The sequence below is a fragment of the Ureibacillus xyleni genome, from assembly GCF_900217795.1.
GTDB classification, from domain to species: Bacteria; Bacillota; Bacilli; order Bacillales_A; family Planococcaceae; genus Ureibacillus; species Ureibacillus xyleni.
This window is the reverse complement of sequence record NZ_OBMQ01000004.1, coordinates 271,171-286,120: the sequence shown is the minus strand read 5'-3', so window position 1 is coordinate 286,120 and position 14,950 is coordinate 271,171. Positions and strand designations below refer to the sequence as shown.

The following is a 14,950-nucleotide window of genomic DNA, read 5'->3' as shown; positions in this document are numbered from 1 at the left end:
CCAAGCCCGTGGAAAGCGAAGTGAATCCCACCTTCTATTTAGAAGCAAATAATTACTATAAATTTTTATCGGTATTTAGTTTTTCAGTGGCTTCTCTGTTGTCCCAATCCTTTCTATTTAAGGTTCAGGAGATAAATCTATGCTTATCATTATTGTCATCAAGCATGTTGTCCATAACGAAATATTAGTCTATTTCACCCATATTCAACACTCATTAAAATCCCCGAAATATGATTTAGCTTGATATATTACTATTATAGTCTCTAATAAACTTTATTACACTATTGTCAATTCCCCCCACTTTTTGGTTCAAAAAGTCCTTCTTATTTTAAGTACAATGTTTGTTTCCTAGCTTGCTTATTTGGAAAAATTTGAATGATTTTTATAGCTAAGGTCAATGCTAAAAACATGTCACCTTTATTTGGTGTTTTAGGAGGTAATTAAATGACAAGAAGATTGTTTGCAAATCGAGTTGTATTAATAACTGGAGCTTCAACTGGAATTGGTCGTGCAACAGCCCTTGCATTTGCTCGGCATGGTGCGAAAGTTGCGATTGGGGATGTAGATGAGCGTGCAAATGAAACCATTGAACTCATTGAAAAAACTGGTGGAGAAGCAGTATTCTTTAAAACCGATTTGACAAATGGGAAAGAAGTAAAATCACTTGTTGAACAAACTGTAAAAAAATTTGGCGGATTACATCACGCATTTAATCATGCAACTAGTATTTTAAATATACCAACAAAATTCGCAGATATCGAAGAAGTTGAGTTTAATAAAGTAATGGAAGTGAACATAAAAAGTATATTCCTTACTGTAAAACACGAACTTCAATATATGGTTGCAAATGGTGGTGGTACAATCGTCAATACTGCTTCTTTAACAGGTTTAATGGCTGATCCTTTTATAGCGCCTTACGTTACTGCAAACCACGCAGTTATTGGGTTAACAAAAGCTGCAGCATTTGACTATGCTCAAGATGGCATTCGTGTAAACGCAATAGAGCCCGTTTTAACTGAAGTATCCTTGACTCAACTAGATGTTAAAAAAAGCTTCTTTCCAATGCCACGTGCTGTTAAACCAGAAGAAATTGCTGATATGGTAATATTCCTTTCCTCTGACGCTGCAAGTTTTTGTAACGGTACTGTTTATGCAGTTAATCGGACAAATTTCCCACTCACTAATTAAAATCATCTAAAGCTCCAAATACATCTTTATTGACATAATTTCGGTCATCATTTCTCATATTAAGTAACGAGGAGATGATGACATGTCAATATTTGATCATAGGAAAAATAAAAAAAGTGGTCAAGGTCAGTCGAAACTAGGAGACACTGTAGGTTCATTGTTAAAAAATTTTGAGGAGATTGCAAAAGAGTTCCTTCCCACAAACGGGCAAGCAAACAAGAGCTTAAATCAATCTGCTTCAGGGAAATCACAACCGAAAAGCCCAGAAGAAATAGCGAAAGAGTTCCTACCTATAGACGGTCAAACAAGTAGAATGTCCAATGCGTTTGCATCGTTGAAATCTCAACCAAAGAGCCAAGAAGAGATTGCCAAAGAATTCCTTCCAACTAATAGTGAAAATAGAATGTCGAATGCTTTTGCTCCAATGAAATCACAACCGAAAAGTCATGAAGAGATTGCCAAAGAATTCCTTCCAACTAATAGTGAAAATAGAATGTCGAATGCTTTTGCTCCAATGAAATCACAACCGAAAAGTTATGAAGAGATTGCCAAAGAATTCCTTCCTGCTAAAAGTCAAGCAAACAAGGGCTCAAAACAATCTACTTCAGGGAAATTGAAGAGCCAAGAAGAGATTGCAAAAGAATTTGCCCCATCTAAAGGCCAAACATTTAAGCATGATAATGGAGCAAATTTAGGTAATCAAAAACCTAAGAAATGATAGAAGAGGCTGTCCAGCAAGTCATAACTTTCTGGACAGCCTACTTTTTATAATAATTATCCATTAAAAACCTTTACTCTTGTGGCGCTCACATCAAAATGCTACCATCCTCATCGCAAAGGGGGCACTACCAAAATGACTTCAGACGCCCCCTTTTCTCATTTATTCAAATACAGCTACTAAGCGGCCTTTTACTTCATGATTTTTAAGTTTTTCTAAGCCTTTGTCGATTTCTTCAAATGGGATTGTCACAAGAGTTGGATTCATTTTTCCAGTAGCGAAGCAATCATAAACACCTTGTAAGTCTTCTACAGACCCACCATTACTTCCTAAAAGCTTAATTTCTTTCGTAATCATTAAATACGTATTAATAGTGGATTCTAATTTACCCATCCCAACAATTACAACCGTTCCTTGAGGTTTGATCGCTTCTAGTGCATCAGAAGTTGTTTGTCCAAAACCTGCAAAGTCCACAATAACGTCACATTCCGCTTCTTTCATATCAAGAATTGTGTCGTACACTTTTTTAGCCCCAAGTTCTTCCGCAAGTTGACGAGCTTCTGGAGAAACATCTGTTGCATACACTTCGCATCCTTTAATCAATGCCATTTGTAAAGCAAATTGACCAAGGCCACCAATTCCGATAATACCTAACTTTGTACCTTCTTTTGCTTGTCCAATGCTAAATAGTGCACGATAAGCTGTGATTCCTGCATCTGTTGAAGCTGCTCCTTCTATAAAGGAAACGCCTTCAGGAATTTTTACACATTGCTTCGCTGGAACACGCACCTTTTCTGCATAACCACCGTCATAAGTGTATCCAGCAGTGATTTTCGTTTCTCGATCCATAGGGTTAGCCCCAACACGATCTCCCACTTTAAAATCCTCAACTCCTTCACCTACTTCAATGACAACGCCCGCAAACTCATGCCCCATAATAACTGGACCATTTGGGAAAAGTGGCATCCAACCTGGATCTTGTAATGCGGCAACGTCCGAATGGCATAGACCAGCAGCTTTCACTTCTATCACAATTTGACCTGGGATTGCTTTTGGATCTTCTTTTTCAATCAATTCTAATGGTTTGTTTGTACCTGAAAATAGCCAACCTTTCATAATGATCGCCTCCAAATTGTTTTACCTCTACATTATACCCAAAATACACAACTTTATGGTTTAGTTTACTAATATTTTACAATTTCATAATCTCGCCCTTCGTTTTATCTGTAATTCGATAATAAACTCTCAATCCGGTAAGAACCAAGCCAATTATGAATGTCACTACTAAAAAAATCATTGCTGCAGGGAAAAGCCCAAACGCATCCAGCATTGTCGAACTGTTATCTTTTAGACTAGGAACAATAAATAATAACCAACCGATTCCCACTACCGGTATTAATTGTGGGATTAAACGAAGATAAAATCTCCACGCCGGAAATTTCTCTCTTTTCTCTGTCCATTTTTTACTTCTTACAATTCCTCTTATTCCTAAGATCAAGTAAATGAATGTAATAACACCAAGAGATAAATCAATTATTTTCGGTGTGGATGCTTTCAACTCAGGGGTTTGTCCCTCAGTTAATTGGATAATACCTGAACTAATTTCATATGCATGTTCAAATGTGGGAGTGAAGCTATTGAGTAAAACGGCAACAGCATAATCACTAGGTGGTATGATATCTTGTTGTGATTGGAAAGTAGAAATGGAGCCACTATGAGATATGCGTGTTACTTCACTATTGGAAGATTTAATCGACCAGCCAAGGCCATACTTCTCGCTTGCAGGTTGTGGTGAATAAGACTCTTTCAAAAGCGCTCGTGATAATAATGGTACCCCCTTGTTATTTTTCCCCTCGTTTGTGTGCAGTGATAGCCATTTCCCCATATCACTAGCTGTTGTAAAGATACTCCCTGAACCACTGAACATTTTTTCAAGTTCGTGCCATGGCATTGCTGTACCATATAACGTGACATATCCTCGAGGTAACCCTAACTTTTCCATCTCCCCTGAATTCACTGCTGAAATGGAGTCCGTCATTCCGAGGGGTAAAAATATATTTTGTGTAAGATATTCATTAAACTCTTTCCCACTAATTTGTTCCACTAAAAATGCTAAAGTCCAGTAGTTTGCATTACTGTAAAAATACTTTTCTCCGGGATTTGATTGTAGTTTCCAATCATAAAAACGGTCTACACCTTCTTTTAATGTATTTGCTGGGGCTACAATGGTAGGGTTTGGTAGTCCAGAAGTGTGACTCAATAGTTGACGCACTGTTACCTGTTTCCATCTTCCATCATCAAGCGTGAGTTCTGGAAGGTAATTTACAACGGGTTCGTCCAGTTGAATCTTTCCTTCATCCACCAACTGTAAAACAGCAAAGGCAGTAAAGGGCTTCGTACCAGACGCGATACCAATCTTTGACTTTGCTGTTATTGGTTTTCCGTTAGAATCATGACCGTATCCTTTTTCATATAATACTTTTCCATCCTTTACAATGACAATTGCTGCACCCGGCAATCCGTTCCTTTCAATATAATTCGTAACATACTCATCCACATCATCAGTATTGAAGTTTTTAGCGGCTTGGCTAGATAAAGGAACGAAAGGTATAATCAGTAGTAGAAGAATAAAATTTATCTTTTTGAACATAACGAGCACTCCATTCTAAAGATTTTGCTTACTTCCTCCTTTACTTTTTCATTAGTTTAGCCTTGATTTTTGATTAGTACACAAATTTCAGTGTTACGATGACAAATCATAAAGCGCAATCTAATTCTGAATGCGCCAGTTTATTCTTTGTTATTTTTTTCCAGTAAACTCTAATATATTTAAACTCTCGGATGCTACTGGTTCTTCAAAATGTTTATCCCCCAGTGGTAGTTTGTTTGACATTATTTATATTTATTTAATAGTTCATCTGGAATATGACAATAATCGTTTGGACATTTAGCTAATCGATCTTGATGTTCTTCTGCACTTCTCACATAGTTTGTAAGAGGTAATACTTCAACAACAATACGGTCATAATCATCTCTCTCACTAAGAAATGCCTTCGCTTCAGTTAAATGTTCTTGCTTTTCACTATATACACCTGTTCTGTATTTTTCACCAACATCTTGTCCTTGTTTATTCAAACTATATGGATCGATTATTTCAAAAAAATACTCCATTAATTCGCTAATTGTTACCTCTGTTGGATCAAATGCTGTTTTCACACATTCGGCGTAACCATCATAAATACCCTCGAGTATATTACTTGTACCATTTGCTCTTCCCGCTTCAGTAAACTTAACGCCAGGTAAGGTTTTTATAAAAGCTTGTACTCCCCATAAACATCCACCTGCAAAATAAATTGTTTCCATCTGTTTCTCCCCCTTATGTCCCTGAACACAGGATAATCCCTGCACGCCTTTACTCTGCTTTATATCTCTTACATTTATATTGAATATTAACATTTTATTAGTATATTTAGAGGATATTTCTTCACAAATATTTAAATATTCTTATATGGCCTTTTACATGAAGAAAGCGGCCGATTGTTAGATATTTTTATTCAACCCAAGCCATCGTTATCACGGCTTCGAGTTAAAATGATTGATAAATAACTATATTAATGAAGTGATTAATGTGGAAGACTAGGTGGTATATTGATAAAGATTTTAATAGGATTAACGTCTCTACTCTTTATTATTATTGGTATGTTACACGTTTTTTGGGCATTTGGTGGAAGATGGGGAGTAAATAGTGCTCTTCCAACTAAAGATGATAGTAATTTACCAGTGTTACGACCTAGTATGGTAGGTACACTTTTTATTGGATTACTTTGCTTTTTTGCATCGGTGCTTCTATTAGTTCAAATAGATTTAATGGTGGTCCTCAAATCCTCCCCTCTATCAAAATGGCTTTGTATCGCTGGAGGAATAGTTTTCTTGTTACGTGCTATTGGTGAAGGAAAATATGTAGGGTTTTTCAAAAAAATCAAACATACGAGATTTGCAAAACAAGATACCGCCTTCTATTCACCGCTTTGTGTATGGATTAGTCTTATTTTTTTGCTAGCATCATTACAATGAAATTTCAACAATCTACATTCAACATTAATAGTGAAAAAGGGCAATTATCCACTGTTGCAGGATAGTGCCCGATTGCTAATTTGTACTGTTACTTTTCTTTTAAATTCAAATTATTAATTATTAATATAATAGAAAATACGATTAAAAGTAGAAACCCAACTAACTAACACCACTCCTACTGTTCCTCCATATCTGCCTAGAAACATTCCCAGTTTGGCGAAACTAAGTATGGGGCTATTTAATAATGCAAGCACAAAACTTCCGAATATACAGTAAAGTAATCTTTTATTTCAGTAGAAAATCCCTTTACCAACCTCATTAATTTAGTATCCATTAACTGCTTGTTTAAATTTCTCGAGCATTTCAAGTTCTTCTTTATATTTTGCCCCATCTATAAATTTTTTTTGGAACTCTAAATCATGAAGCATTGCATCTGCCAATTTAGTATAAGTAAAGCCAGGTACAGTGAAAATATCTACATAATTGGGCTCGTCTGGGCGAACAATACACCATTGTCCTTGTTGATTTAGGTAAGCATTTGCTTTAATTTTTTCCGTCGCCACTTTTATAAATAAACTTCCCTTTTCTTTTAAAGTTAGTGAATTATAATAATCGTGAACAGCTTGTGGTGCATCCTCTGGGAATAGGGACTTTTTAACCTTTCCATTTGCTTGTTGCTCTGCCAGTTTCTGAGCTTCTTCCACAGGTATTGAAGTTAGATAAGCCTCATCAAATGTTGATTCGTTTGGCTGTAACTTTTGTAGAATACTCACAATCTTATTATTGTTTTGATAACTAATTAAATCACCATATTTAAAAGATTTTGACGCCCTCGCTTCAAATTCAGCTATCCAATCTCTTTGACCCAATTCATTTGCGCTTGTTTCATATAAACTAAAATCTGATGATATTTGAATTCCGTTTTCTCGAATGATATGCCCTGCATTATGGATTAAATCACGCTTTGCTCGGTCAAAATCGAACGTCATTAAAGCCACTTCTTTTCCAGATATCTCACCTGCTTCATATAAGGCGTTTGCGATTTGAACAATCTCATCAAATGTCGCATTTCGAACGTTATAATTTTTTGAGAGTTCTCCATAAATATCACTTGATGCAAAATTCGTAGTATTTATTTCTACATTGGTACGTGCCAATACATCATCAAAATTTGCTTCTTTTCGTTTATTCGTCGAAATTACATTTGTTATTGAGTTATCTAACGCTACTTGACCTAATGCGTGAATCATCTCCTTCATCCTTTCATAATCTTTTAGAATGATAAAATCATTAAACTTTATATCGAATTCTAATTGTATATTTCAATATATTCCCAAAAAATTCACATTATTTTTAGAACCTAAATTTTTATGTAACATAATATTTTGCTTAGGCACAGAATCGTTGCGAATTCCAAAATTGGAGTCAGTTGTTCGTAAATAATCATATTAACTCCAACAATCGCTCCATAATGCTATGAGCAAAATTCCCCCATGATTAGAAATGTACAAATCAAATTTACAATAAATAACATTATCAAATAGTTTACTCCGAATAAAAAGTAAGTATCAAGCGGATATAGCATTTATAGCCTATTTATCATAGGATTAACAAAATAACCTTTCATTTATCTGATATTTTTATAATTAAATTGATATAATTATCTCAGAATAATAGTTTGAAAGGATATGTTTAATGAGATACTTGATGAAAGTTACTACTGCAGTGATGATTTTCCTTCTCCCAATCAGTACAGGCAATGTGCAGGCAAGTGTAGCAGACAGTACAATTCCTGCACTTGTTTCAATTGAAAGCGATAAAACGAGTTTAGCACCAGGAGAAAAAATAACGTTTTCTGTTGGCATAGAAGATGAATCTGATTTAGATTATGTTTATTTAAAAGTGAATCCAATACATCGTTCGATTTTAGGAACAAGTGTCCAATTAAAGTTTGATGCTGCAACGGAAAAATACGTTGGTTCATATACAGTGCCTACGAGCGCTTTTAACGAACAATGGTATGTTTCTTTTGTAGGTGCGCGTGATGTGCATGGTAATTACATGCATTTAGAAGATGGTGGTATCGTCATAAACAATTGGGAATCCCCTATTACGTTTAAAATTTTTGACGGTAACGATACAGTGGGACCAACTTTTGAGCAAAAGGGTTCGTTAACATTAAACGTAACAGGCCCTTTTGACTTCACAAAAAATCTAGTTATTTACGATGATGTCGATACGGATGTTGAAAAATCTGTGAAAGTTACACACAATATCCCTGAAAAAACAGTTGGCACATTCACTGTGAATTATGAAGCAAAAGATTTTACAGGCAACCTTTCAACCTTTAGCCAAGATGTAACAATAAAAGATATAGAATCACCGAAGTTATACAATGTACAAAATCGTACTATTTTTGCAGGCGATGCTTTTTATGCTTTAGAAGGTATTCAAGCAACGGACAACTTTGAAGGTGACGTGTCGAATGCCGTCAAATATATTGGTTATGTGGATACTTCAAAAGCCGGCGACTATTCTATAACGTATAGGGTGAGCGATAAAGCGGGCAATACAATAAATCAAACTGCTAAAATTACAGTTGTGGCAAAGGAAAGCGTTACAATTACAGGAACTGAGGATGAATTTTTACTACTCAACAGCACGTTTGATCCGCTAGCAGGTGTCAAAGTGATGGACAGTTCAAACCAAGATGTAACGGCAAATCTTTCAGTTGAAAGCTCCGTCGAAACTGATGTAGCCGGTCGTTATTCGGTGATATATACGTTTGATCAAGGTGGTTATGAGCCCCTTACTGTGTATCGTCAAATTACGGTAGCCCCTTACAATAGCCCTCGAATAGAAGGCTTACAGGACCTGTATCTTTTTGAAGGTGAAGCGTTGACTATGCCTACAAACATAAAAGCTTATAATGTCATGGGATTACAAATCGATGGCGTTCAAATGAAAACAGATCGACCAGTGAAGGATGCTGGCGATTATGCTGTGACGTATTCGGTAAAAGATCATTACGGCTATTCTTACGAGGAAACTAAAAAATTAACTGTCCTTGCGAAAGAAGCTTCGTTTAGCGATGTACCGGTTAGTCATCGATATTTTAAAGAAATTCAGTTTATGAAAGAAATGGGCATCATTAATGGCTACCCAGACAAAACATTTAATCCAACTGCCTCCATTTCACGTCAGCATGTAGCATCACTCATTTATCGCAGTGGGGTTGCACTAAAGCCGATTCGTGAAAAAATAGCGTTTGTGGATGTACCCGAATCGCATCCATATTACACAGAAATTATGGCACTGTATCAGGCGGGTATTATCGATGGCGTAAATGGCATGTTCAATCCAAAAAATTCGCTAACAAGAGCACAATTAGCGAAAATTTTAGTGAATGCTTATAAATTAGAGCTTCAACCACTAAATTTAATGACTTTTACAGATACTGACAATCACTGGGCAAAAGACTATATCAATATTTTATCGTCAAATGGAATTACAACCGGCGCACAAGGACGTTTTAACCCGAACGAGCAAGTAAGCCGCATGCATTACGCTACATTTATGTATCGAATTGTTCAATAAGAAGCGATAGAAGAACCGTGCATTTTTTTCGATGCGCGGTTTTAGTTTTGAGTAGTGAGTTAATCCTCACAAACAATCTAATATATATTAGGCTGAAAACTTGCTCAAGTAATCAAACCAATTATAGAACACATCTTTTCTTCGTGGTTTTTAAGAAGTTATGCTATATTCAAAAGTGTTAGGAGTGAGTTGATGAAAAAGTTTTTAACAATTATCGCAATGTTTGTTGTTTTACTTGGAGCAGCTGGCTATGCTGTGTGGCATTTTGGTACAAATATCGCTTCCGAGAAAATAATCGAAAAAGTGGAATCTACTATAGATGAAGAAAATCTAGAAGAAGTAAAAACCTATATCGAGAACGATCCGAAAGTTCAGGAAATTGTAAGCGAGGCAGCAAATACAAATCCGGAAACGCTTCCCTTCCAAACGAAGGAAGAAGCGACACGTGTGTTAATCAAAAAAGTGGGCGTAAATCGTTTACTTGAAATTCAAAAACAAGCTCAAAACGGTTCACTTAATAAGGATGAAGTATTAGCCGAAATTGAAGGTAAACTATCTGAAGAGGAAATTTCAGCTTTAAAATATGTTTTATATAACGAATTGTATAAATAAAACTAGCCGTTAACTACGCTAGTGGCCGAAATATAAAAAGTGGCTGTTCAAAAAGTCAAAACTTTCTGGGCAGCCTGCTTTTCTATAATAATTATCCATTAAAACCTTTGCTCCTGCGGTGGTCACATCAAAATGTCACCATCCTCGTCGCAAAGGGGGCGTCTCAAATGATCTTCAGACGCCCCCTTTTTTGTTTTCATCCTATTCAACTATCATATTCTCCTAGTCCTCTTCCCTACACGATAAACGCAAAGTATAAAAGGAATAGTACACAAAGGACATACATCATTGGATGAACTTCTTTCGTACGCTTTTGTGCGACTAAGCACATTGGATATAGCACAAAGCCTAATCCGATCCCGATTACGACACTAGAAGTTAGTGGCATCATAATAATTGTTAAAAATGCAGGAATAACAATTTCTAACTTTGTCCAGTTGATTCGACGGATTTCCATGGCCATTAATGCACCGACAATGATTAAAGCCGCTGATGTTACTTCGACTGAAATGACACTCACAAGTGGTGAGAAGAATAAAGCTACGATAAAACATGCGGCAATGACAACAGATGTAAAGCCGGTTTTACCACCCACCGCAATCCCAGCTGAAGATTCGACACTTGTCGCAGGTGTTGATGTCCCTAATACAGCTCCAATTACCCCCGCAGCTGAATCGGCAAGTAAGCCTTTCCCGATATTCGGAATTTTATTATCTTTCATCATACCCGCTTGACTCGTTAAACCAATTAACGCACCCGCTGTATCAAAGAAGGCCACGATTAAAAATGTGAAAATAACAGTCAACATTTCTGGTGTGAACATTTCATCTAAATGACCAAATACAACACCAAATGTCGGTTCAATGCTTGGAATGCTACCAACAACTGAAGAAGGTACGTCAATTAATCCAAAGATCATCCCAACAATCGTTGTAATAACCATTGAGTAGAAAATCCCACCGTTAATCCCTTTTACTAATAAAATCGTTGTAATGATAATCCCCAGAACGGCTAATAAGGTCATCGGTGACGTTAAATTACCAATGGAAACAAATGTATCTGGATTACCGACGACAATTCCACCATTTTTTAAGCCGATAAATGTAATGAAGAAACCAATTCCAGCAGCGATGGCGTATTTTAAGTCGATTGGAATCATGTTAATAATTTTTTCGCGTATTTTAAATAAGCTTAAAATCATAAAGATGATTCCAGCAACAAATACACCCGTTAAAGTAACTTGCCAATCAATGCCCATGCCAATACATACTGAGAACGTGAAGAATGAGTTTAATCCCATACTAGGCGCAATCGCTATTGGAAAGTTTGCAAGTATGCCCATTAGAAGTGTGCCGATGATGGCGGTAAGTGCAGTAGCAGTAAACACAGCACCATGGTCCATACCAGATTGACTTAGGATAATTGGATTGACGATTAAAATATAGGCGATTGATAAGAAGGTCGTAATTCCTGCGAGTGTTTCCGTTTTATAGGAAGTCCCCCGTTCGGCAAATTTAAAAAAGTCTTTCATGTTGTCATCTCCGTTTTGCTAAATAAAAAAATTTGCGGGAAGATTTCCGAAGTTAGCTTTTTAACTAATTCATTTATTGTTCCAGGATAATAAAAAAAACTTTGACCACGAATTGGCCAAAGCTTTTCTACAAAATGGAATAAAAAATATCATCATTTCCCATTCCTTGTAGACAAGCTATTTATGGTAGCTGGTAGAAACTTTCAAGCCGTATTCTTGAATTTATACAAGGGATATCTATTCTTTTTTAAAAACAATAGGAGAATAATAACAAGATTAATTTAAGTCGTCAATAGTATAAGCATTGAGTTGAAGAAATAAAAATATTCGAAAAAGGCAAAAAGTTGAGAAGATCCTAATGTCTCTCAAAGTATTCGAGGAATTTTTTAATGAGACGGGTTTGGTTTCGGTTTTTTGAGTAGATTCCACCGAATAAGAGGTGAAAATTCAGTGGATGCCCCGTTAGAGGTATCGAAATAATTCGCCCACTTTCCAAATATGGATCGTCCATTAACATTAAACTAGAGACAATACTAATCCCCACGCCTTCTGATACGGATTTTTTGATTACCTCTGAGTTCGTCGATTTAAAAATGATATTTAATGGACCAAAATGTTTTTCAAAATCCTCAACCAGATTGTTATAAAAATTTTTCCCGTATATCACGAATGGGTACTCTCGTATATCCATTAACTGCAGCTCTTTACTAAAAGCCAATACAGAATCTTTTGGAACGATTACCTGAAATGTTGCTTGCGTTTGAAATGAGTGAAAAGCAATAGGTTCAGGAAATGTGGGTTTAACCGTATTAAATAACGCAATTAAGCCCAAATCTACTTTGTTTTGATTCACTTCTTCTATAACATCTTTATTGTCCATTTCCATAATCGATACTTTTATTTGTGGGAAATCCTTTTTAAATGTAACGAGTGCTTTCGGTAAATATGTCATAAATATACTTGGAACTGTGGCAATTTTTAATTCTCCGATATAGGAAGAAGTTAAAGATTGCACCTCTTCTTTTAATTCATCTGCTTTTTTTAATATTTCAAGGACTTTTGCAATAATGTTTTTCCCTTCTTCAGTTGGAATCGTTCCATTTCTTGACCGTTTAAATAGTTGAACGCCAAATTCCTTTTCTAATAGTGAAATCGATTGGCTGATTGCCGATTGTGTAACATGTAGATTTTTGGCAGCAATCGACATGGATTTCGTTTCAATCACTTCTTTTATATATTCCAACTGTTCGAAATTCATGATAATCCCCTTTACATTAGCTACACTAATATGATTATTAATAATTATAATTATACATAAAAGTTATTTAACTATATAATCAATAAGTTAAAATTAAATCGTGATTTATGTAAGAAAGAAGAGAAGAATTAAATGAAAGAGAAAATTTGGACGAAAGATTTTATTTTTGTGTGTTTAAGTAACTTTTTTGTGTCACTAAACTTTTATATTTTAGCAACCGCTTTTCCATTATATGTAAAAGATATTTTACATGGGAACGAACAACAGATGGGCTTGGCCATTACGATTTATTCTCTAGGAATTGTATTGATTAGACCTTTCTCCGGGATATGGGTAGATCGTTTTGGTAGCAAGAAAATCGCTTTAGTAGGGTTAGGCCTCTTTCTAATTGCCTCCTTCTGTTATTTCGGGGCAATGGGCATTGTTGTTTTTCTAGCTATTCGATTTATTCACGGAATGGGCTTTGCGCTTGCCTCGACTGCTACAACTACGATTGCCTCGTCGATTATTCCTATTTCGCGACAAGGTGAAGGCGTCGGTTATTTTAGTATGTTCATGAGTCTTGCGATGGTAATTGGACCCGCATGCGGCCTTTTTCTATGGAAAGACAAGAACATCACCGTTTTACTTGTAGCTGCTTGTATTATTTCAGCACTTTCCCTCCTATTTGCAATTGTTTTACGAGTTTCACAGCAAAAGCAAAATGGCCCTGAATTAAATCAGACTACAGTCCCAAAAAAGAAAATGCATTTTAGTGATTTTATCGAACGAAAAGCTTTGCCGATATCAATTCTTGCATTTTTACTTGCCTTTTCATATAGCTCTTTATCTGGATTTTTAGCTTCTTTTACTGCTGAAATTCATCAAACTCAAATCGCAAGCCTATTTTTCGTTGTGTTTGCCATGATGATTGTTGTGTTTCGTCCAATCGTCGGGAAAGCATTTGATAAATATAAAGAACATTATTTATACTACCCATCGATTTTATTGTTTGGAATTGGTTTATTAATGTTAAGTCAATCGCATTCTGGGAAGATGGTTTTAATTTCTGGTTTACTCATGGGGATTGGTTATGGGGCATTATTTTCATGTTTTCAAGCACTTACAGTAAAGCTTTCCCCAATTCATCGCCGAGGTATCGCAACAGCAACATTCTTACTGTTTTTCGACTTAGGCTATGGATTAGGTTCTTATTTTATGGGACTGATTGCTTCCATGGTAAATTATAGCATGATGTATGCGGTAGCGGGGATCATTACGTTGTTATCAACTACCCTCTATTACCTGTTCCATCATCGTCCACAAGCGAAACATCCATTCAAAATTAAGATTTAATGCCAAAATCATTTAGGTTGTAGAAGGAAGTTAAAGTCCATTATTTGGGATTAACTTCCTTCTTTACTTTGATTAGAAAACTATTTATCACCTAAATATAGATGCGACGTTGCAAGGTTGGATGTCGATTTTTTGCCACACGTTGCCCACCACATAAGGTTCAACCTTCAACCAATTGTCTAGCTCTTCTTTTGATGGAAATTCCACGACCATCATGGATCCGATCATTTTTCCTTCCTCATCAAGAATCGCTGCCCCATATAAATGCTCGCCAGCTTTCTTTCTTTTTTCAACTGATTTTAAATGTTCATCTCTTGCCATTAATCTTCTGTCGATGGCATGCATATCAGTACCATCATAAGCTGTAATGATGTATTGCATTCATCCTATCTCCTTCCACAATATAGATTATTTTAACAAAGCCACTGATGATCTAGTGAAATTTTTATCTTATTTCCCTCTAACTTTCATTTGTCACTTGGAAAGCTGTACATGTTCCCTTTGTTATTCCTTCTTGACTCAATCTTTCTCCTTTTGCTTCAGTTATTCAATTAAAACAGCGCCACTAACCTTTACACCCTAACATAATATCTATTCTTAAGAATTTCAGAATTTAGTTCAGAGTGTAAAACAAGGG

At 35.9% G+C, this 14,950-nt stretch carries 13 protein-coding genes and 1 riboswitch; of the genes, 6 read left to right on the top strand and 7 right to left on the bottom strand.

Features of this window, described 5'->3' with window-relative positions:
• Window positions 1–444 precede the first annotated feature (444 nt).
• Together CRO00_RS08540 and CRO00_RS08535 are read left to right on the top strand one after the other, a co-directional pair.
• Window positions 445–1,188, top strand: coding sequence for an SDR family NAD(P)-dependent oxidoreductase (locus CRO00_RS08540; RefSeq protein ID WP_097073258.1), 744 nt, complete (start codon window positions 445–447; stop codon window positions 1,186–1,188).
• 82 nt (window positions 1,189–1,270) lie between these two features.
• Window positions 1,271–1,906, top strand: a complete 636-nt coding sequence (locus CRO00_RS08535; RefSeq protein ID WP_237658361.1) for a cohesin — start codon at window positions 1,271–1,273, stop codon at window positions 1,904–1,906.
• A gap of 162 nt (window positions 1,907–2,068) precedes the next feature.
• Here CRO00_RS08535 and CRO00_RS08530 read toward each other — a convergent pair whose 3' ends face one another.
• The 3 genes from CRO00_RS08530 to CRO00_RS08520 all read right to left on the bottom strand — a co-directional run bounded on the left by CRO00_RS08530 (window position 2,069) and on the right by CRO00_RS08520 (window position 5,269).
• The gene (locus tag CRO00_RS08530) at window positions 2,069–3,022 is read right to left on the bottom strand and encodes a zinc-binding dehydrogenase (protein WP_097073257.1); all 954 of its coding nucleotides are present in this window, start codon (window positions 3,020–3,022) and stop codon (window positions 2,069–2,071) included.
• 76 nt (window positions 3,023–3,098) lie between these two features.
• Entirely contained in the window at window positions 3,099–4,556 is a 1,458-nt protein-coding gene (locus CRO00_RS08525) for a serine hydrolase domain-containing protein (RefSeq protein ID WP_097073256.1), read from the bottom strand.
• A 242-nt stretch (window positions 4,557–4,798) separates the two neighbouring features.
• The gene (locus tag CRO00_RS08520; protein WP_097073255.1) at window positions 4,799–5,269 is read right to left on the bottom strand and encodes a peptide-methionine (S)-S-oxide reductase; all 471 of its coding nucleotides are present in this window, start codon (window positions 5,267–5,269) and stop codon (window positions 4,799–4,801) included.
• Window positions 5,270–5,554: 285 nt separating this feature from the next.
• Here CRO00_RS08520 and CRO00_RS08515 point away from each other — a divergent pair, with 285 nt between their 5' ends.
• On the top strand, window positions 5,555–5,980 hold the full coding sequence (locus CRO00_RS08515) for a DUF3995 domain-containing protein (RefSeq protein ID WP_097073254.1): 426 nt from the start codon (window positions 5,555–5,557) through the stop codon (window positions 5,978–5,980).
• Window positions 5,981–6,303: 323 nt separating this feature from the next.
• On the opposite strand, the gene CRO00_RS08505 is transcribed toward CRO00_RS08515, so the two are convergent.
• On the bottom strand, window positions 6,304–7,230 hold the full coding sequence (locus CRO00_RS08505) for a hypothetical protein (RefSeq protein ID WP_097073253.1): 927 nt from the start codon (window positions 7,228–7,230) through the stop codon (window positions 6,304–6,306).
• Between the two features lie 457 nt (window positions 7,231–7,687).
• Between CRO00_RS08505 and CRO00_RS08500 the strand changes: the two genes are divergently transcribed.
• Complete coding sequence (locus CRO00_RS08500) at window positions 7,688–9,577, top strand: S-layer homology domain-containing protein (protein WP_161946644.1); 1,890 nt, start codon at window positions 7,688–7,690, stop codon at window positions 9,575–9,577.
• A 192-nt stretch (window positions 9,578–9,769) separates the two neighbouring features.
• On the top strand, window positions 9,770–10,189 hold the full coding sequence (locus CRO00_RS08495) for a hypothetical protein (protein ID WP_097073251.1): 420 nt from the start codon (window positions 9,770–9,772) through the stop codon (window positions 10,187–10,189).
• 235 nt (window positions 10,190–10,424) lie between these two features.
• On the opposite strand, the gene CRO00_RS08490 is transcribed toward CRO00_RS08495, so the two are convergent.
• Both CRO00_RS08490 and CRO00_RS08485 read right to left on the bottom strand, forming a co-directional pair.
• The gene (locus tag CRO00_RS08490; protein ID WP_097073250.1) at window positions 10,425–11,720 is read right to left on the bottom strand and encodes an NCS2 family permease; all 1,296 of its coding nucleotides are present in this window, start codon (window positions 11,718–11,720) and stop codon (window positions 10,425–10,427) included.
• Between the two features lie 149 nt (window positions 11,721–11,869).
• Window positions 11,870–11,970, bottom strand: a riboswitch (purine riboswitch).
• Between the two features lie 105 nt (window positions 11,971–12,075).
• The gene (locus CRO00_RS08485; protein ID WP_097073249.1) at window positions 12,076–12,978 is read right to left on the bottom strand and encodes a LysR family transcriptional regulator; all 903 of its coding nucleotides are present in this window, start codon (window positions 12,976–12,978) and stop codon (window positions 12,076–12,078) included.
• A gap of 132 nt (window positions 12,979–13,110) precedes the next feature.
• Between CRO00_RS08485 and CRO00_RS08480 the strand changes: the two genes are divergently transcribed.
• Complete coding sequence (locus CRO00_RS08480) at window positions 13,111–14,313, top strand: MFS transporter (protein WP_097073248.1); 1,203 nt, start codon at window positions 13,111–13,113, stop codon at window positions 14,311–14,313.
• Between the two features lie 87 nt (window positions 14,314–14,400).
• Here CRO00_RS08480 and CRO00_RS08475 read toward each other — a convergent pair whose 3' ends face one another.
• Entirely contained in the window at window positions 14,401–14,694 is a 294-nt protein-coding gene (locus tag CRO00_RS08475; protein ID WP_097073247.1) for a YciI family protein, read from the bottom strand.
• Window positions 14,695–14,950 lie beyond the last annotated feature (256 nt).

Bases quoted from the DNA above. Each gene is read 5' to 3' on its own strand.
- CRO00_RS08485 (WP_097073249.1), bottom strand. From the start codon at position 12,978: ATGAATTTCGAACAGTTGGAATATATAAAAGAAGTGATTGAAACGAAA.
- CRO00_RS08495 (WP_097073251.1), top strand. From the start codon at position 9,770: ATGAAAAAGTTTTTAACAATTATCGCAATGTTTGTTGTTTTACTTGGA.
- CRO00_RS08490 (WP_097073250.1), bottom strand. From the start codon at position 11,720: ATGAAAGACTTTTTTAAATTTGCCGAACGGGGGACTTCCTATAAAACG.
- CRO00_RS08505 (WP_097073253.1), bottom strand. From the start codon at position 7,230: ATGATTCACGCATTAGGTCAAGTAGCGTTAGATAACTCAATAACAAAT.
- CRO00_RS08530 (WP_097073257.1), bottom strand. From the start codon at position 3,022: ATGAAAGGTTGGCTATTTTCAGGTACAAACAAACCATTAGAATTGATT.
- CRO00_RS08540 (WP_097073258.1), top strand. From the start codon at position 445: ATGACAAGAAGATTGTTTGCAAATCGAGTTGTATTAATAACTGGAGCT.
- CRO00_RS08475 (WP_097073247.1), bottom strand. From the start codon at position 14,694: ATGCAATACATCATTACAGCTTATGATGGTACTGATATGCATGCCATC.
- CRO00_RS08500 (WP_161946644.1), top strand. From the start codon at position 7,688: ATGAAAGTTACTACTGCAGTGATGATTTTCCTTCTCCCAATCAGTACA.
- CRO00_RS08535 (WP_237658361.1), top strand. From the start codon at position 1,271: ATGTCAATATTTGATCATAGGAAAAATAAAAAAAGTGGTCAAGGTCAG.
- CRO00_RS08480 (WP_097073248.1), top strand. From the start codon at position 13,111: ATGAAAGAGAAAATTTGGACGAAAGATTTTATTTTTGTGTGTTTAAGT.
- CRO00_RS08525 (WP_097073256.1), bottom strand. From the start codon at position 4,556: ATGTTCAAAAAGATAAATTTTATTCTTCTACTACTGATTATACCTTTC.
- CRO00_RS08520 (WP_097073255.1), bottom strand. From the start codon at position 5,269: ATGGAAACAATTTATTTTGCAGGTGGATGTTTATGGGGAGTACAAGCT.